This window comes from Chitinimonas violaceus (assembly GCF_052601015.1).
This window is the reverse complement of the sequence record NZ_JBQXDJ010000026.1, coordinates 1-16,329: the sequence shown is the minus strand read 5'-3', so window position 1 is coordinate 16,329 and position 16,329 is coordinate 1. Positions and strand designations below refer to the sequence as shown.

General features: G+C 54.4%; 19 protein-coding genes. All 19 read left to right on the top strand.

Annotation, left to right across the window (positions count from 1 at the left end):
- Nucleotides 1-7: 7 nt before the first annotated feature.
- The 19 genes from ACUHMQ_RS10735 (at nucleotide 8) to fliR (ending at nucleotide 16,152) form a co-directional block, all read left to right on the top strand.
- Complete coding sequence (locus ACUHMQ_RS10735) at nucleotides 8-313, top strand: STAS domain-containing protein (protein WP_445295462.1); 306 nt, start codon at nucleotides 8-10, stop codon at nucleotides 311-313.
- A gap of 24 nt (nucleotides 314-337) precedes the next feature.
- Complete coding sequence (locus ACUHMQ_RS10730; RefSeq protein WP_445295461.1) at nucleotides 338-2,026, top strand: PP2C family protein-serine/threonine phosphatase; 1,689 nt, start codon at nucleotides 338-340, stop codon at nucleotides 2,024-2,026.
- Entirely contained in the window at nucleotides 2,013-2,708 is a 696-nt protein-coding gene (locus ACUHMQ_RS10725; protein WP_445295460.1) for a chemotaxis protein CheB, read from the top strand. The genes ACUHMQ_RS10730 and ACUHMQ_RS10725 overlap by 14 nt, the downstream gene beginning before the upstream one ends.
- A gap of 131 nt (nucleotides 2,709-2,839) precedes the next feature.
- Nucleotides 2,840-4,246: a sigma-54-dependent transcriptional regulator gene (locus tag ACUHMQ_RS10720; RefSeq protein WP_445295459.1), complete on the top strand. Its 1,407-nt coding sequence runs from the start codon at nucleotides 2,840-2,842 to the stop codon at nucleotides 4,244-4,246.
- Between the two features lie 74 nt (nucleotides 4,247-4,320).
- The gene (gene fliE, locus ACUHMQ_RS10715) at nucleotides 4,321-4,644 is read left to right on the top strand and encodes a flagellar hook-basal body complex protein FliE (RefSeq protein ID WP_445295458.1); all 324 of its coding nucleotides are present in this window, start codon (nucleotides 4,321-4,323) and stop codon (nucleotides 4,642-4,644) included.
- Between the two features lie 13 nt (nucleotides 4,645-4,657).
- A complete protein-coding gene (fliF, locus tag ACUHMQ_RS10710) occupies nucleotides 4,658-6,385 on the top strand; it encodes a flagellar basal-body MS-ring/collar protein FliF (RefSeq protein WP_445295457.1) in 1,728 nt (575 codons plus the stop codon).
- An 18-nt stretch (nucleotides 6,386-6,403) separates the two neighbouring features.
- A complete protein-coding gene (locus ACUHMQ_RS10705; RefSeq protein WP_445295456.1) occupies nucleotides 6,404-6,553 on the top strand; it encodes a hypothetical protein in 150 nt (49 codons plus the stop codon).
- A gap of 8 nt (nucleotides 6,554-6,561) precedes the next feature.
- Nucleotides 6,562-7,563, top strand: a complete 1,002-nt coding sequence (gene fliG / locus ACUHMQ_RS10700; protein ID WP_445295455.1) for a flagellar motor switch protein FliG — start codon at nucleotides 6,562-6,564, stop codon at nucleotides 7,561-7,563.
- 14 nt (nucleotides 7,564-7,577) lie between these two features.
- Entirely contained in the window at nucleotides 7,578-8,423 is an 846-nt protein-coding gene (gene fliH, locus ACUHMQ_RS10695) for a flagellar assembly protein FliH (protein WP_445295454.1), read from the top strand.
- A complete protein-coding gene (gene fliI / locus ACUHMQ_RS10690) occupies nucleotides 8,407-9,855 on the top strand; it encodes a flagellar protein export ATPase FliI (protein WP_445295453.1) in 1,449 nt (482 codons plus the stop codon). The genes fliH and fliI overlap by 17 nt, the downstream gene beginning before the upstream one ends.
- A gap of 42 nt (nucleotides 9,856-9,897) precedes the next feature.
- Entirely contained in the window at nucleotides 9,898-10,344 is a 447-nt protein-coding gene (gene fliJ / locus ACUHMQ_RS10685) for a flagellar export protein FliJ (protein ID WP_445295452.1), read from the top strand.
- Nucleotides 10,345-10,436: 92 nt separating this feature from the next.
- Nucleotides 10,437-11,588 (top strand): flagellar hook-length control protein FliK, encoded by a 1,152-nt coding sequence (locus ACUHMQ_RS10680; RefSeq protein ID WP_445295451.1) that lies wholly within the window; start codon nucleotides 10,437-10,439, stop codon nucleotides 11,586-11,588.
- A 145-nt stretch (nucleotides 11,589-11,733) separates the two neighbouring features.
- Nucleotides 11,734-12,309 (top strand): flagellar basal body-associated FliL family protein, encoded by a 576-nt coding sequence (locus tag ACUHMQ_RS10675; protein ID WP_445295450.1) that lies wholly within the window; start codon nucleotides 11,734-11,736, stop codon nucleotides 12,307-12,309.
- 37 nt (nucleotides 12,310-12,346) lie between these two features.
- On the top strand, nucleotides 12,347-13,366 hold the full coding sequence (gene fliM, locus ACUHMQ_RS10670; protein WP_445295449.1) for a flagellar motor switch protein FliM: 1,020 nt from the start codon (nucleotides 12,347-12,349) through the stop codon (nucleotides 13,364-13,366).
- The gene (gene fliN, locus ACUHMQ_RS10665; RefSeq protein WP_445295448.1) at nucleotides 13,356-13,817 is read left to right on the top strand and encodes a flagellar motor switch protein FliN; all 462 of its coding nucleotides are present in this window, start codon (nucleotides 13,356-13,358) and stop codon (nucleotides 13,815-13,817) included. Before fliM ends, fliN begins: the two co-directional genes overlap by 11 nt.
- 35 nt (nucleotides 13,818-13,852) lie before the next feature.
- A complete protein-coding gene (gene fliO, locus ACUHMQ_RS10660) occupies nucleotides 13,853-14,335 on the top strand; it encodes a flagellar biosynthetic protein FliO (protein WP_445295447.1) in 483 nt (160 codons plus the stop codon).
- A complete protein-coding gene (gene fliP, locus ACUHMQ_RS10655) occupies nucleotides 14,332-15,069 on the top strand; it encodes a flagellar type III secretion system pore protein FliP (RefSeq protein WP_445295446.1) in 738 nt (245 codons plus the stop codon). The genes fliO and fliP overlap by 4 nt, the downstream gene beginning before the upstream one ends.
- Nucleotides 15,070-15,079: 10 nt before the next feature.
- Nucleotides 15,080-15,349 (top strand): flagellar biosynthesis protein FliQ, encoded by a 270-nt coding sequence (gene fliQ, locus ACUHMQ_RS10650; protein ID WP_445295445.1) that lies wholly within the window; start codon nucleotides 15,080-15,082, stop codon nucleotides 15,347-15,349.
- Between the two features lie 14 nt (nucleotides 15,350-15,363).
- Nucleotides 15,364-16,152, top strand: a complete 789-nt coding sequence (gene fliR, locus ACUHMQ_RS10645) for a flagellar biosynthetic protein FliR (RefSeq protein WP_445295444.1) — start codon at nucleotides 15,364-15,366, stop codon at nucleotides 16,150-16,152.
- The last annotated feature ends 177 nt before the right edge of the window (nucleotides 16,153-16,329 follow it).

Sequence of the window (16,329 nt, the reverse complement as noted above, 5' to 3'; positions counted from 1 at the left end):
TAAATCTATGACTGCTATCGTCGAAATCTCCGGCCAAACCGGCCGTCTCGTGCTCTCTGGGCAATTTGATTTCAGCGCTCACCGCGATTTTCGCCAGGCGTCCGATGAGGTGCTTGCCGCAGATTCGGTACGTGAAGTGCTGGTCGATTTCCAACAGGTGGATTATCTCGACAGCTCGGCATTGGGCATGTTGCTGCTGCTGAAGGAGAAAGCTTCCTCAACAGGAAAATCCTTGTCACTGGTGAATTGCCGTGAGACTGTGCGGCAAGTGTTGGAGATTGCCTGCTTCGGCAAGATATTCACTATCCGTTGATCCGGCCGCAAGCCCAGGCCCACCATGAAAGTCTTGCTTGCTGATGATGCTGAAGTAGTGCGCCTGATGGTAGGGCGCCTGGTCGAGTCATTAGGGCATGAGCTGATTCTTGCCTGTGATGGCCTGGAAGCCGTGGAGCGTTTTGCCAAGACCCAGCCCGATATGGTCCTGATGGATGTGTTGATGCCGAGGCTTGATGGAGCTGAGGCTGGGCGAAGGATAAAGGCGGTTGCCGGTTCCCGGTGGGTGCCTGTTGTGCTGATCACTGCCGTTGAGGAAGTCAACAAACTGGCCGACGCCATGGAACTGGGTGCGGACGACTATCTCATCAAACCTGTCAATTTCCGGATACTTGAAGCGAAGATCAAGGCGATTGAGCGCACGCTGGAGCTCAATCGCAAAGTACATGAACAGGCGAGTAAGCTTGCCGAGTATTTTGACCGTGCAGAAGATGAAAAGCTGGTTGCCAGGCATTTGATGGAGCAACTGGTAAGTCGTGAACGCCTGTCCGATCCGCAATTGCATAGCTGGATTGCGCCTGCGGAAAGCCTTTCGGGGGACTTGGTGGCGGCGGCGCGCACACCGGGGCGGGTTCTGCATCTGATGTTAGCGGACGGCATTGGCCATGGTTTGACGGCTGCACTGAATGTCCTACCCCTGACGGAACCCTTTTATGCCATGACGGACCGGGGTTTTGATCTGGCCGATATCCTGGTGGAGATGCACCATAAGGTTTGCCAAGTGTTGCCTGCAGGGCGTTTTGTTGCCGTGGCTTTTGTGGCGGTTGACTTTACCCGGCACCGTATCGAGATCTGGAATGCCGGTATCCCCGATCTACATCTTTTTGGCGCAAATGGGGAGTTATTGAAGCGTTGGCCCTCGCAGCATCTGCCGCTTGGGATATTGCCGGCACCCTCGCTCAGTTTGAAAACCGAGCACTATGTCTACAACCAGCGCTGTAATCTTGTCTTGTGTTCCGATGGCTTGTTGGAAGCGCGTGATCAAACTGGCGCGGTGTTTGGCATGGCACGGCTGGTCGAAGCATGTGCTGGCCACCTGCCGGCCGATGCTTTGACGCGTACTGTCAAAGCACTGGACGATTTCCTGGCGGGCATGCGATGCCATGATGATGTTTCCCTTGCCATGATTGACCTTGATCCGGCTATGGTGCCACTTCAGCCAGCAGCAGCTGCTTTGGGTGCCTTACCCAGCTTGACCGATGCGAAGTGGCGATACGACTTGTCGCTCGGTGCCGAGCAGTTGCGTCATTTGCATACGGTGCAATACCTGATGGATTTTGTGGCGCAGATTCCCCCTTTACGACACGCGCATGCCAATATTTTCCTGGTCGTTCAGGAGTTATTCCTTGATGCGTTGGACCGGGGCCTTTTGGGCTTGCAACCAGACCCTGCCGATGATACCGATAGCGTGGTGCGCTACTTGTTGGAACGAGAGCAACGATTGAGTCAGTTGCAGGGTGGCCATATTGATATCGCGCTGTCCGGCTATGACGTGGGCGACCATGGCATGTTGCGGATTTGCATCACGAATAGCGGAGAGGGCATCACTAGCAGCGGTACCGAGCATCACAGCAGACCAAATGGGTTAGCCATTGCATCCGTTCGTGCACTGTGCGCTTCGTTGCAGTTCGATGACAGCGGTAGAATGGTCGAGGCTTATTATCAGTCGGGGCGGTTTGATGTGCCCCATTGAGCCACTCGCGGGCCGACGCACGAATCAGCAAATAGAGCAATTGGATATCCCGCCGAATCTGACCGCCGATGCGGTGCTACCGCTGGTGGTGAATCCTATGCGGAGGCCGGCCGATACGGTGATCATCGTCGGCTCATCAACCGGCGGTACCGAGGCATTGAAGCATCTGCTTATTCCAATGCCTTCGCATACTCCAGCCATTCTGATAGCGCAGCACATGCCAGCCATGTTCACCCCACCATTTGCCGCTAGGCTCGATTCGCTTTGTTCCATGCGCGTGAAGGAAGCCGAGCATGACGAACCGGTATTGCCTGGCCATATCTACCTTGCGCCTGGGCATTCACACTTGTTGTTGGGATTATCCAACGGACGCTATGTCTGTGAATTGTCTCAGGCATCGCCCGTTAATCGGCATCGCCCTTCTGTAGATGTATTGTTCCGCTCTGCTGCCAATAATGCCGGACGGAATGCAATAGGCATCATTCTGACTGGCATGGGGCGCGACGGTGCGACGGGTATGTTGGAAATGAAGCAGGTCGGCGCCCGTACTTTTGCCCAGGATGAAGCCAGTTGTGTTGTATTTGGCATGCCAAAAGAGGCAATTGCGATGGGAGGAGTGGACGAAGTGCTGCCAATCGATACGATGTCCACACGGATAATGGATTATCTGCGCGGCGCTTGAATGTGATCACGTTGTTGTGAGCGGCTGCAAAGGGGAGTGCGTAAGTAAGGCTTTAAGGAGAGGTCGAGACACGAAGCAGTAATGGTCAGCTGTTATCTACGATGAAAATAATTAAGTAAGAGCAGATAGCCATGCCCGCATTGCCGATTTTGATCGTTGAGGATGATAACGACCTGCGTGAGGCGCTGGTCGATACGTTAGGTCTGGCCGGTTACCAGGTGTTGACCGCTGAGGATGGAGAGGCAGGTTTGGCATCGCTGGCCTGTAACAAAGTAGGTCTGGTGTTATCAGACGTACAGATGCAGCCTATGGATGGCGAAATGTTGTTGCATCGGATCAAGACCGAACAACCGCATATCCCTGTGGTGTTGATGACGGCATACGGCGTGATCGAGAAAGCGGTTGCCGCCTTACATGCGGGGGCTGCCCATTATCTGCCCAAGCCTTTTGAACCGGACGACCTGCTGGCGACAGTGGCCAAGTACATGCTGCCGGCGGTTGAGGATGAGGCGGTTATCGCAGAGGACCCCGGGATGTTGCGCCTGTTGGACATGGCGCAGCGCGTAGCCCAGTCTGAGGCGGCGGTGATGATCACCGGGGAGAGTGGTACGGGCAAGGAAGTATTGGCACGTTATATCCATCGCCATTCATTTCGTGCGCATGGCCCATTTGTTGCAATTAACTGCGCAGCGATTCCCGAACAGCTATTGGAATCGACCTTGTTTGGGCATGAAAAAGGCGCATTCACGGGTGCTGCAACCCTGCATATCGGAAAGTTTGAGCAAGCAAATGGCGGTACGCTGTTGCTGGATGAAATCTCGGAAATGCCGCTTGAGTTGCAGGCCAAGCTGCTTCGTGTGTTGCAGGAGCGCGAAGTGGAGCGAGTCGGTGGAAAGCACCCGATCCCGATTGATATCCGCGTGTTGTCCACGTCCAATCGCGATATGCCGACCGAAGTAGTAGCGGGCCGCTTCAGGGAGGATCTGTATTACCGCCTGAATGTTTTTCCGTTGATGCTGCCTGGTTTGCGTGCGCGGCCGCACGATATTGTGCCTTTGGCGCGCGCCATGCTGTCCCGGCATGCTGCATCAAGCAAGCGGCGAGTGCCTACGATCAATGCGGCCGCCGCCGCTGCCCTGACGGCGCATCGGTGGGAAGGCAATATCCGGGAACTGGAGAATGTCATGCAACGGGCGCTGATTTTGGCACCGGGAGATGAAATCGAGCCGGAACATTTATTTTTGCCGGCGCATATGCGGCAAGATTTGCCGCAATACACGGCAGAAATTGCCGCTTCTTCTTCGTTGGTAAAGCAGCCGGCAAATCTTGCCGCTCATTCTCCGTTCTTTTCGGCTTCCGCTACATCGACTACGCCGGCGATTACCGATATCAAATCACTTGAACGCCAGCATATTCTTGATACGCTAAAAGCGGTGGGCGGCGTGCGGAAGTTGGCATCCGAGCAACTGGGGATGAGTGAGCGAACGTTGCGTTATAAGCTTCAACAGTACCGTGAAGAGGGGTGGCAAGAGGAATAAACGTGATGGCGTGCCAATTGCTTGCTATTGTTTGAGCGAGCCACATACAATTTTGTGTCGTTTCGAGGTGCATCATGAGTGCGCAAGGAATAGAAAATCTTCTGGGAGAGTTGAAAGCCATGTCCGCGAAGGCGGCAGGCCACAACACGTCCGCAGCAGATGCCTTGCCGGAAGGGGCTGATTTCGCGTCGGTATTGAAATCATCACTTGATCAAGTCAATCAAATGCAGCTTGATTCGCAGGTGAAGCAGCAGGCGTTCGAAACGGGCGACCCCAATGCCAACCTACAAGACGTGATGGTCTCGTTGCAGAAGGCGAGCCTGTCCTTTCAGACTATGGTGCAAGTTCGTAACAAGCTGGTCTCTGCATACCAGGAAGTTATGAACATGCAGGTGTGATATCGCCTGATATATGGATGACGCGGTCCTTGCCGTTGAAAACCGAGAAGCCACACTGGGTGAGCGTCCGAATCTCATCCAGCGCTTCAATCAACTCCCCAACCCGCGAAAACTTCTGACCATCGTTATCGCGGCCGCCGTCCTGGCGGCTGTTGTTATTGGTGTGCTGTGGGCGCGCGATCCGGGTTACAAAATCCTTTTTTCCAATGTGTCTGACAAGGATGGTGGTCAGATCATTCAGTCGCTGCAACAGCAAAATATCCCCTACAAGCTGGACCCTGGCGGCGTGATCTCGGTACCTGCCGATCTCGTACACAATATCCGTCTGCAGCTGGCATCCCAGGGTTTGCCTAAAGGCGGAACGGTTGGTTTCGAGCTCTTGGATAACCAGAAATTCGGTATTAGTCAGTTTGGCGAACAGGTTAATTACCAGCGTGCTGTTGAAGGGGAGCTGGCGCGCTCGATCGAATCGTTGTCGGCGGTTGCCACGGCCCGTGTTCATCTGGCCATGCCTAAACAGACTGTGTTCTTGCGGGAACAGCAGAAACCTACCGCTTCTGTGCTGCTGACCTTGCATCCAGGCCGTATGCTTGACGGCTCACAAACTGCCGGCATCATCCACCTGGTATCCAGCAGTATTCCGGACCTGCCCATCAAGAATGTGACGATCGTCGATCAGAACGGCAACCTGCTGTCGAACCTGCCTGATCTGCTCAATGGCGGAAATGGGTCGCTGAATCAGCGCCAGATGGCTTTGGTGCAACAGCAGGAGGAATTGCTGGCTACACGTATTCAGAAGATTCTTGAACCGATCGTCGGCGCGGACAACGTCAAGGCTGAGGTGACGGTCCAGATGGACTTTTCGGAAGTCGAGCAGGCGACCGAGGCTTTCAAGCCAAACTCGCCACCCAATGCCTCAGCGATCCGCAGCGAACAAAGTTCAGAAGGCAGTGGTGGTGCATCTGCACAGGCAGCTGGTGTGCCTGGTGCCCTGTCGAATCAACCACCCGGTGCGGCCAGTGCCCCCATTACGCTACCGAATCCACCGGGCGTTGCCGTTAGCGAACCTGGCGGGGGGAGTTCGCGTAAAGAACTGACGCGTAACTACGAAGTCGACAAGAAGGTCGAGCATGTCAAACAACAGGTCGGCATCCTGAAACGGGTCAATGCCGCGGTTGTTGTGAATTTCAAACGGGTGCCGCAGAAGGATGGCGGTATCAAGTCGGTACCGTTGACCCAGCCTGAAATCAACCAGATCACCAATTTGGTGCAAGAGGCGGTTGGATATAACAAGGAGCGCGGCGACTCCGTCAAAGTGGTCAATGCCGCTTTTGCCGACAGGTTGTTGGAGATTGCAGGCAAGTCCTTCTTTGAGAAGTTGACCGAATATCTGATCACCCATACGACCGATTTCATCAAAGTGATTCTGATCGCCCTGGTGCTGGCTTACCTCTTGTTCGGCGTGGTACGCCCGATTCTGCGCGATGTGATCCGACCGAATCGCGAACAGCGTGCCGCGTTGGCGGGGCAGGATGGTGGTGTAGCCCTTACCGCAGAGGAATTGGCGCAGTCTGAGGTCGAAGCGGAAGTAGTGGCCGAGGCAGAGGCTGGTGCGCACCTCGCGGCCTTCAGCGAAATGATCCAACGCGCCAAGGAAATGGCGAAGGAAGACCCTCGCATGGTTGCTACCGTGATTCGCGAATGGCTGACTGCCGACCCTGCAGATCAGAAAGCGCAATAACCGTATGGGTGGCATATCGTGCGGCCCCAATACCCATCCTCTCAACCTGATCGCCTGGCTGCATTATTGGATGCTGCCCGCAAGGTGGTCAGGGAGAACCCGGCAGGCGCAGCAAGTGTGCTGCAAGGCTGGGTCAAACAAGCCGGGCTGGCCGCCCGCAGTCGCTAGGAGCCTGCATGGCCAATAATGATGAAGCTATTCGCCGTAGTGCCATCCTCTTGATGAGCTTGGGTGAAGAGGCAGCGGTGGAAGTATTCAAATATCTCGGCCCCAAAGAAGTACAGAAGATCGGCCTGGCCATGGCCAGCATGGACAATGTCACCCGGGAACAGGTGGAAGAAGTCGTGGCGGAGTTCATGGCTTCCACGCAAAACCGTGCCAACTTTGGCGCTGCCGATGAATACATCCGTTCAGTGCTTACAAAAGCACTGGGGTCAGACAAGGCTGCCAACCTGTTGGATCGTATCCTGCAGGGTGGTGACAATACCGGTATCGAGGCGCTGAAGTGGATGGATTCGGTCGCTGTGGCCGAGTTGATCAAGAACGAACACCCGCAAATTATCGCCACCATTCTGGTGCACCTGGAACCCGACCAGGTATCGGAAGTTCTCAATCAGTTTGTCGAGCGGTTGCGTAATGATGTGCTGTTACGGATCGCAACCCTGGAAGGCGTACAACCCACTGCATTGCGTGAGTTGAATGATGTGCTGACGCAGTTGCTTTCCGGTGCCGACCGGGTCAAGAAGTCCGCGATGGGCGGAGAGGGGATGGCCGCGGAAATCCTCAACTTTATGGCCGGCGTGATCGAGGCTTCGGCGATCAATGCGATACGAGAATACGACCCCGAACTCGCTCAGCGCATTCAGGACAAGATGTTCACCTTCGAAAACGTCATCGATATCGACGATCGCGGTATCCAGATGCTGCTGCGCGAGGTGTCATCCGACTCTCTGATCGTCGCCATGAAAGGTACGAGCGAGGCATTGCGTAACAAAATCTTCAAGAATATGTCTCAACGGGCGGCTGAGATGTTGCGTGATGATTTCGAAGCCAAGGGGGCCGTCAAAGTGTCGGACGTCGAAGCGGAACAGCGCGAAATCCTCAAGGTCGTGCGCCGGTTGGCCGACGAAGGTCAGATTGCCATCGCCAAGGGTGGTGGTGAAGGCTTTGTTGAATAAGCGATGGGCCAGCCATGAAAGCCTGGGGCACCAAGAAAATCATTCGAAGCGAGGAAGTTCCCGAACAGGGATATGCGCCATGGTCGTTCGATCAGTTCAGCGGTTTTTCGGTGCAGCGGCCACATCTTCATTCGTTTGAAGAACCCGCTGAGGAACCACCCGTTGATCCGGCTGCAGAGGTTGAACCCGCTGAATTACCAGAGGATGAGACCGCAGCAGCTGAATCTGTTCCCGAAGAGGAAATCACGCCAGAAGCTGAATTGGAGGCACTACGGGAAGCAGCGCGTACAGAAGGCTATCAGGCAGGGCATGCCGAAGGATTTGAAAAGGGGCGGGCTGCAGGCGATGCAGCGGGACGGGAGAGTGGTTACGCGGAAGGTAAGGAGACCGGGCAAACTCATGGCCGTACTGCCGCCGCGAACGATGTTGCCCAATTCCAGGCACTGCTAGCCGGTGTAGAAGCCGCGGTGGCGGATTATGAGGAAAAAATGGCCAAGCCCATCCTCGATATCGCCTTGGCTGTAGCAAAGCAGGTAATGCGAACCACTTTGGTGGTGGAGCCGGATCGGATACTGGCTGTGATTCGTGAGGCTTTGAACAGCCTTCCAGAGTTACAAGGCAGCTTGAAGTTGGAATTGCATCCGGATGACCTCGCCTTGGTAAAGGTAATGTTGGCGACAGAAGCGTTGTCCGGACAATGGCGTTTGGAACCTAATCCGGATATCGAACGGGGTGGTTGCCTGATGAGCAGCGCCAATATCGATTTGGACCTGACCGTAGCGACCCGCTGGAAACGCATAGTCGAGGCCCTGGGGCGTGGCGACGTGGAGTTGGCGGACGACAATGAGCTTGGAAGCTGACCCCCCCGCTGATGAAGTCGGGTCCAATCCTGATTCGGGTTCGATAAACCGTTGGCAGGAATATGCCCAGTCCTGCCTGGAGACGGTGCAACAGGTGCAGCCTTGGTTGCCTCGGGGTCGCTTGACCCGGGTAGCGGGCTTGGTGATGGAAGCGGTTGGCATCAAATTGCCGGTGGGGGCATCGTGCCAGATCATTCTGCCGAATGGTCATTCCGTCGAAGCCGAGGTGGTCGGGTTCAACGGAGAACGATTGTTCCTGATGCCTGTGGCAGAGGTATATGGCCTTGAGCCTGGTGCTTCGGTAGTGGTTTACGAAGATATCGTGAACCGTGTGCCGCGCTTGAATGGATTGCAGGCACAACAACGACGTATCGAAGACCATGGACGGCTGGCAGTTGTCGGGCCCAATCTGCTTGGGCGGGTGCTGGATGGTTTGGGACGGCCTTTGGATCGCCATGGCCCATTGCAATCAGTCACTTACGTTCCATTATTCTCACGACCCTTTAATCCCCTTGATCGCGTACCGGTAAACCATGTGCTGGATGTCGGGGTACGCGCCATCAACGCATTACTGACGGTGGGACGTGGGCAACGCCTGGGTCTGTTTGCAGGCTCTGGAGTCGGTAAGAGTGTGCTGCTGGGCATGATGGCCCGCTACACCACTGCGGACATCGTGGTGGTAGGCCTGATCGGCGAGCGTGGCCGTGAAGTGAAGGATTTCATCGAGAATATTCTTGGTGAAGAGGGATTGAGCCGGTCTGTGGTGATTGCGGCGCCGGCAGATACGCCGCCTTTGTTGCGCTTGCATGGTGCGGCTTATGCGACCGCTATTGCGGAGTACTACCGCGATCAGGGACGGGATGTCCTTCTGATCATGGACTCGCTCAGCCGATATGCGATGGCCCAGCGCGAGATAGCCTTGGCGGTTGGGGAGCCCCCGGCAACAAAGGGCTACCCACCGTCGGTTTTCGCCAAGTTACCTGCATTGGTGGAACGGGCGGGGAACGGGCGTGAGGGAGGCGGATCCATTACCGCTTTCTATACCGTGCTGTCTGAAGGTGATGATCCGCAGGACCCGATTGCCGACAACGCCCGGGCAATTCTCGATGGGCATATCGTATTAAGCCGTCAGCTGGCTGATGCAGGGCACTATCCGGCTATCGATATCGAGCAATCGATCAGCCGGGTGATGACCGACCTGATTGAACCGCATGAGTATGATCAGGTTCGGCGTTTCAAGCAGCTTTACTCGAGATATCAACGCAGTCGTGATCTGATTAACGTCGGCGCGTATGTGAGGGGTTCCGATCCGCTCCTGGATGAAGCCATTGCCCGCATGCCAGCCATGGAAGCGTTTTTGCAACAGGGCATCTTCGAGCGAGAGTCTTATGAGGGGGCTAGAATGCATTTAGCAGGATTGTTTGCTACATGATTTCAGCATACCAATCCCTTGCCCATCTAGCTGGCGCTGATCATGTCCAAACCCTTTCAGTTTGCGTTCTTGCTGGAGCTCGCTATTGATAAGCGAGAAGAGGCGGCGCGTCTTATTAGCGTGGCGTTGAATCGCCAGCAACAGATGCGTGAGCGACTCGCCCAGATAGAACAATACAGGGAGGAATACCGCCTACGACTTACCGAAACTGGGAGCCGTGGTATGCGTATTCACCAGTGGACTGATTTCCAACTCTTCCTGGCCAAGCTTGATACGGCAGTGGAACAGCAGATTGTGGAGTTGCAGCGCAGCGATGTGCAGGTCGAAACCGCAAAGCAGGCCTGGCGAGAACGTGAAAAAGAAGTAAAGGCGTTTGAGACCCTGCACGATAGGCATACTGCGCGCGAAACCCGCCGTGAGAATAAGTGGGAACAGGGGCTGTCCGATGAGTCGGCCAGTAACATTTATCGCCGTGGTAGCGAGCGATAGAGACGTTGGCACCATCCTTGCTGTTAGTCATCCGGAGCCGGTAGTTTTTACCGGTATTACCAGGCCGTATCGACTTATCAAGGATGATCGTCATGGCTGTTGCCTCGAGTAGCAATAATCTGGTTGCCACCTTTTCCGCCCCTTCTGTGAAGCCCGGTGCACATGCTGCAGACGGTGACAACACCGCGTTCAGCCATTCATTGAACCAACAAATCCAGAGCCGTAAATCTGAGCCCACCAAGCGTGCTGATGAAAGCAGTCGTTCGTCAGAGCAGGCTGGTGGGACGGATGCCGCATGTGCGAAGGATAAGGATCAGACCTCGGTTGTAGATGCTACGGCTGCCAAAGAGACTGAACAGGCACCAGATACCGATGGCAATGAGCCAGCGGTTGGCAATGATGACGCGCTTGCGGCTCAGCAAGCGCAGATGCAGGCAGCGGCAGCGGGCAATGCCCTCTTATTGGCACAGCTGCAGGAATATGTCGACCGTGGGCTCGATATGGAGCAGGCCAAGGCAGAGGCTGGCGATGATCCTTTGGTAAAGAGTGCAGGCTTGGCGAAAGTACTGCTCGAAGGCAAGCCAGACAAAGGTACTGATGCTACCGATCTGACGGCGAAACTTGCCGTTGACCGGCAGGCACTGCCGATTGAGACCGGAAAAGATGAGCTACCGAAGATAGCAAATCATTTCTCTCAACTTATGGAAAGCAATACCTTGGGGGGGGAGGCCGGTGCGCGGCAGCTCAGCCAGGGTATGGTGAGGGTGGAAGCCGGCCGGAGCCAGTCTGGCGATCATACCAAGGCATTGTATGCGGTGAATCAACCCGTAGGCAGTACAGGATGGGACAGGGCGGTTGGGCACAAAGTCGTCATGATGGTGAGTAATCAGCAGCAGGAAGTCGAAATGCAGTTGAATCCACCACACCTTGGCCCGATGGAGGTCAAGTTGAGTTTAAACCAGGATCAAGCCAACTTGACGTTTGTTGTTGCGCAGAACCCAGTGCGCGAAGCATTGCAAAACTCCATGCCTCGTTTGCAGGAGATGCTGGCGGAAAACGGTATACAGTTAGGGCAGGTGAATGTGCAGACCCGTAGTGACCAGGGGAATCATCCGTCAGAGCAGCAGACAAGCAAGTATTCACGCGGTAGTTCACAGCCCCAGCCTAGAGAGACCGTCAGCCCGCAGGTTTGGCGTTCAAGGGTGCTAAGTGGCTTGCCAGGTAATGTGAATCTGTTCGTTTGAGGTGGCAAGAAAGCAAATTACTAGGTGAAACCCGCGCCATTGTTTGTTCGCATAGTGGGTTTGATTTATAACGCGGCTAGGTAAACACGGTGCCGTTGCCTATCCTACGTATACCTACAAGCTTTCTTTAAAAGGACACCTTCCTATGGCAGAGGCAAAGAAACCTGCGCCAGCAGCGGAACCGGCCGCGAGCGCGCCTAAGTCGAAGAAGAATCTGGTTTTATACATTGTCATAGGGTTGCTGGTGCTGGTGATCTTGGTAGGGGGTGTTTTCGCAGCCTGGCTGTTCATGACGATTTCCGCCAACCAGAATTTCGGCGAACAGAGTTCATCCGAATCGCACTCCGATGGCGATAAGAAAGATGAGAAAGACAAAAAGAAGAAGGACAAGAAAGATAAGAAAGAACACGCAGGGCCGCCAATCTTCGACAAGTTGGATACTTATACGGTGAATCTCTTGGGCGGCACGGTTCTGCAAACCGAGATTCATATTCAGGTTGCTGATGAGAAGCAAAAGGAAGTGGTCAAGAGCTATCTGCCACGTATCAGCAGCCAGGTGAACTTACTGCTCAGTTCCAAAAAGCCTGAAGAGATTGCGACACTGGAAGGCAAGGTTGCATTGATGGGTGAATTGAAACAGACCATCAATAAAGTGCTGGATGCCAAGGAGGATGAGGACGGCGTGATGAGCGTCGAATTCAAGTCCTTTATCGTTCAGTAGTTATGGGCGCTATTTAAAGCCGGGCGAGGCGCAAATCATGTCCGACGATATACTTTCCCAGGAAGAAGTCGATGCCCTTCTGCGAGGGGTTACCGGCGAGGATGAGGACGCGGATGAGGGGCTGGACTCCTCCAGCATACGTTCCTATGACATTGGTCGGCAGGAACGTATTGTTCGCGGCCGTATGCCGACTCTGGAAGTTATCAACGAGCGCTTTGCCCGTAATCTGCGCATCGGCATATTTAACTTCATGCGTCGTTCCGCTGAAATTTCAGTTGGCCCTGTGCGTGTACAGAAGTACAGCGAATTCATCCGCAATCTGGTGGTGCCCACCAACCTGAACCTCATCCATATGAAGCCACTACGGGGGACGGGTCTGTTTATCTTTGATCCGGACCTGGTCTTTCTGGTCGTGGACAATATGTTCGGGTCCGACGGCCGTTACCATGTGCGCGTTGAAGGGCGGGACTTTACGCCGACGGAGCAGCGCATCATCCAGCGCCTGCTTGAAGTAGTCATGGAGGAGTACCGCAAATCCTGGGAGCCGGTGTTCAAGACGGAATTTAGCTACGTCCGTTCAGAAATGAACACCCAGTTTGCCAATATCGCTACGCCAACCGAGGTGGTGGTGGCATTCACGTTCAAGATTGAGCTGGGTTCGGGCGGCGGGGACTTTCACGTGTGTTTCCCTTATTCGATGATTGAACCATTACGTGACCTGCTTTACAGCTCGATGCAGGCCGACCGTATGGAGTCGGATAACCGCTGGGTTAAGCTGCTATCAAGTGAAATCCAGAATTCAGATGTCGACCTGATCGCCCACTTGGGTTCTGCCCAGATCACCTTTCGGGACATTCTGGATTTGAAAGTGGGCGACGTCATCGGGATCAATATTCCAGAGACCATTGTTGCAGAGGTGGATGGTGTGCCGTTGCTGCAGGGCTACTATGGAACGATGAATGGTCAGTACGCTCTTAAAGTCGACAAGATCATCTCAACGCCAGATAGCCTGAAAATCGATGAGGCCCCCCCGAAGGAACTGAACGATGAGCAATGAAGAAGAACAGGGGCTGGATGACTGGGCTGCCGCCTTAGCCGAGCAACAGACGGCAGATGAAGCAGCTGCCGCAGCGGCGATGGAGGAAGCTGCAACGGCTGCTACCGCCTCGCCGACAAGTATGCAGAATGTGGCGCCAGCGGACATTTTCCGTCGTTTTGATGCGCAGCCAGACAAGCCGGTTGGACCTCCCGGCATCGATATGATCCTGGATATCCCAGTTACGATGACTGTGGAGCTGGGGCGTACCAAGATTGCGATCCGTAGCTTGTTGCAATTGGCACAGGGTTCTGTGGTTGAATTAGATGGCTTGGCGGGGGAACCAATGGATGTACTGGTTAACGGTACGTTGATTGCCCAAGGTGAAGTGGTGGTCGTGAACGATAAGTTCGGTATTCGGCTTACTGACATCATTACGCCTGCGGAACGTATTCGCCGCCTACATAAATAAGCTATTCAACCTAAATCCGGAGCCAATCCGCCCCGATGCGAACGCTACCCTTTTTAACCCTCGTACTATCCCTTGTTCCTTCCATTTACACCTTTGCTGCTGAATCCATACCACAAACTTCTGAAGCTACCCCTGCCACAGGCCCGGCACTGATCAGCTTTGCCCAGGTTTTCCTGGCGTTAGCAGTTGTACTTGCCGCAATCTTTGGCACAGCCTGGTTGGCAAGGCGTTTTGCACCAGGTCAGCTTGTTGGCGCCAGTCAGTTACGTGTGGTCAGTGGCGTGATGGTTGGCGCGAAAGAGCGGGTTGTCATTGTCGAATTGGCTGACACCTGGCTGGTGCTTGGTGTGACAGCTACCCAGGTGTCTGTACTGCATACCTTGCCGCGGCCGGCAGAAACAGATGCCAGCGGAGAGTTGCCAAGTACTTTTGCTGCGCGCCTGGCGACAGTGTTGAAAGCGCGTAAACCATCCCAAGGCAAAGATGAGGGCGATCAAACGGGGCTGAAACATCCATGATTCGTCGTTCCGCGCTGATGGGGGCAGTAGTACTGGCGCTGCCTGTATTGGCGGCGGATCCAGGTTTGCCATTGTTGACCAGTCAGCCCAGTGGCGGAGGCCAGAGCTATTCCCTGACACTCCAGACCTTGTTGTTTCTGACCAGCCTGACATTTCTCCCGGCTGTGTTGTTGATGATGACCGCGTTTACACGGATCGTTATCGTACTTTCCCTGTTACGGCAAGCATTGGGCACGATGCAAGCCCCACCTAATCAGGTCATTGTCGGGCTGTCTCTGTTTTTGACCTTGTTTGTCATGTCGCCGGTGCTGGACAAAATCTGGGTGGATGCTTACCAGCCATATAGTCAGGACAAAATCAATTTCAATCAGGCGCTTGAGCGTGGTACGCAGCCATTGAAGCAGTTCATGCTTAAACAGACCCGTCAGAAGGATCTGGCTTTCTTTATTGAGATATCGCAGACAGCCCGCCCTGCTGGTCCTGAGGATGTCAGCCTTAAGGTGCTGGTGCCTGCGTTTGTTACAAGTGAGTTGAAAACAGCTTTTCAGATTGCCTTCCTGGTCATGATTCCTTTCTTGATCATCGACATGGTGGTTGCTAGCGTACTGATGGCAATGGGCATGATGATGGTGAGCCCGGTTACCATCTCGTTGCCATTCAAAATCATTCTATTTGTACTGGTCGATGGGTGGACGCTGCTGATTGGCTCCTTGGTGCAAAGCTTCTACGTATAGGAGAGCGGGCATGTCACCAGAAATGGTCATCACGATTATTCAGAGAGCGTTCGAGGTATTGATTCTCGTTGGCGGCCCTATGCTTTTGGCGGGTTTGATCGTCGGTTTACTTATCAGCGTGTTTCAGGCCGCGACGCAGATCAATGAAGCCACCCTATCCTTTATCCCCAAATTACTGATCACATTCCTGGTTGCAGTGTTGGCAGGGCCGTGGATGCTCTCAATCCTGATGGATTACACCGTAAGGTTGTACCAAGCGATTCCAACCATGGTGGGTTAGGTATATGGGCTGTAATGTTCACCGTCAATGACGCACAGATCGAAGCATGGTTGGGCCTGCTGATCTGGCCGTTCTTCCGTATTCTGGGCATCTTCGCTACTGATCCGTTCTATGCCAGTCGCGCTATTCCAAGTCGCATCCGTGTTGTGCTGGCGTTGTTGATCACGTTGTTAGTAGCCCCCTTGCTTCCACAAATGCCTGCGGTTTCACCGGTTTCCCCAATTGGGGTGCTTATTGCCGTGCAGCAAGTCCTGATTGGCGTGGCTATTGGTTTCACCATGCGCTTGGTTTTTGCCTCGGTGGAAATGGCTGGCCACTTGGCAGGCCTGCAGATGGGGCTGGGTTTTGCCAGTTTTTATGATCCGCAACATGGCACGAACACAGCAGTGGTCGCTCAGTTCGCCAGCTTGTTGACGCTATTGCTCTTCCTAGGGATGAATGGGCACTTACTGGTTCTGGAAACAATCGTCCGCAGTTTTATGTTGCTACCCATATCGCCCGAACCTATCAAAGCAGCTGCCTTCAAGCTGTTGGTAGATGCCGGGGCGCAGATTTTCTTTCTCGGGGTCCTGCTATCTATGCCGGTGCTTGGCGCGCTATTGATCACTAACTTGTCGATCGGGGTAATGTCCCGCGCTGCGCCGCAGTTTAATGTCTTTGCTGTCGGGTTCCCTCTGACTTTGGCGATGGGCTTGGCAGCACTCTACTTTTCGCTACCTCAGTTTCCGCCTCACATCCATCGGCTTATCGATGAAGCCACGCGCTTGGCGTATCGTATGGCCAAGGTTTTTATAAGTGGGTAGTAGCTTCACCGGTATTTCTCTATTCATACGATGCCCCTAACGGGGCGTTGTTCATGTGCGCCCAGCATGGGCGCACTCCTGCGGGTGGAAGTCCCGCCGTAAGTTGATCACAGCGAACGAAGTGAAGCGCAACTGCGTGAGGGCGACCGAGCGTGGGAAGGAAGCGTGGATCGTAAA

Coding starts and splice junctions, on each gene's coding strand:
- fliE (WP_445295458.1), top strand. CDS start 4,321: ATGAGTGCGCAAGGAATAGAAAATCTTCTGGGAGAGTTGAAAGCCATG.
- fliM (WP_445295449.1), top strand. CDS start 12,347: ATGTCCGACGATATACTTTCCCAGGAAGAAGTCGATGCCCTTCTGCGA.
- ACUHMQ_RS10725 (WP_445295460.1), top strand. CDS start 2,013: ATGTGCCCCATTGAGCCACTCGCGGGCCGACGCACGAATCAGCAAATA.
- fliP (WP_445295446.1), top strand. CDS start 14,332: ATGATTCGTCGTTCCGCGCTGATGGGGGCAGTAGTACTGGCGCTGCCT.
- fliG (WP_445295455.1), top strand. CDS start 6,562: ATGGCCAATAATGATGAAGCTATTCGCCGTAGTGCCATCCTCTTGATG.
- fliO (WP_445295447.1), top strand. CDS start 13,853: ATGCGAACGCTACCCTTTTTAACCCTCGTACTATCCCTTGTTCCTTCC.
- ACUHMQ_RS10735 (WP_445295462.1), top strand. CDS start 8: ATGACTGCTATCGTCGAAATCTCCGGCCAAACCGGCCGTCTCGTGCTC.
- fliH (WP_445295454.1), top strand. CDS start 7,578: ATGAAAGCCTGGGGCACCAAGAAAATCATTCGAAGCGAGGAAGTTCCC.
- fliR (WP_445295444.1), top strand. CDS start 15,364: ATGTTCACCGTCAATGACGCACAGATCGAAGCATGGTTGGGCCTGCTG.
- ACUHMQ_RS10680 (WP_445295451.1), top strand. CDS start 10,437: ATGGCTGTTGCCTCGAGTAGCAATAATCTGGTTGCCACCTTTTCCGCC.
- fliJ (WP_445295452.1), top strand. CDS start 9,898: ATGTCCAAACCCTTTCAGTTTGCGTTCTTGCTGGAGCTCGCTATTGAT.
- fliI (WP_445295453.1), top strand. CDS start 8,407: ATGAGCTTGGAAGCTGACCCCCCCGCTGATGAAGTCGGGTCCAATCCT.
- fliQ (WP_445295445.1), top strand. CDS start 15,080: ATGTCACCAGAAATGGTCATCACGATTATTCAGAGAGCGTTCGAGGTA.
- ACUHMQ_RS10720 (WP_445295459.1), top strand. CDS start 2,840: ATGCCCGCATTGCCGATTTTGATCGTTGAGGATGATAACGACCTGCGT.
- fliN (WP_445295448.1), top strand. CDS start 13,356: ATGAGCAATGAAGAAGAACAGGGGCTGGATGACTGGGCTGCCGCCTTA.
- ACUHMQ_RS10675 (WP_445295450.1), top strand. CDS start 11,734: ATGGCAGAGGCAAAGAAACCTGCGCCAGCAGCGGAACCGGCCGCGAGC.
- fliF (WP_445295457.1), top strand. CDS start 4,658: ATGGATGACGCGGTCCTTGCCGTTGAAAACCGAGAAGCCACACTGGGT.
- ACUHMQ_RS10730 (WP_445295461.1), top strand. CDS start 338: ATGAAAGTCTTGCTTGCTGATGATGCTGAAGTAGTGCGCCTGATGGTA.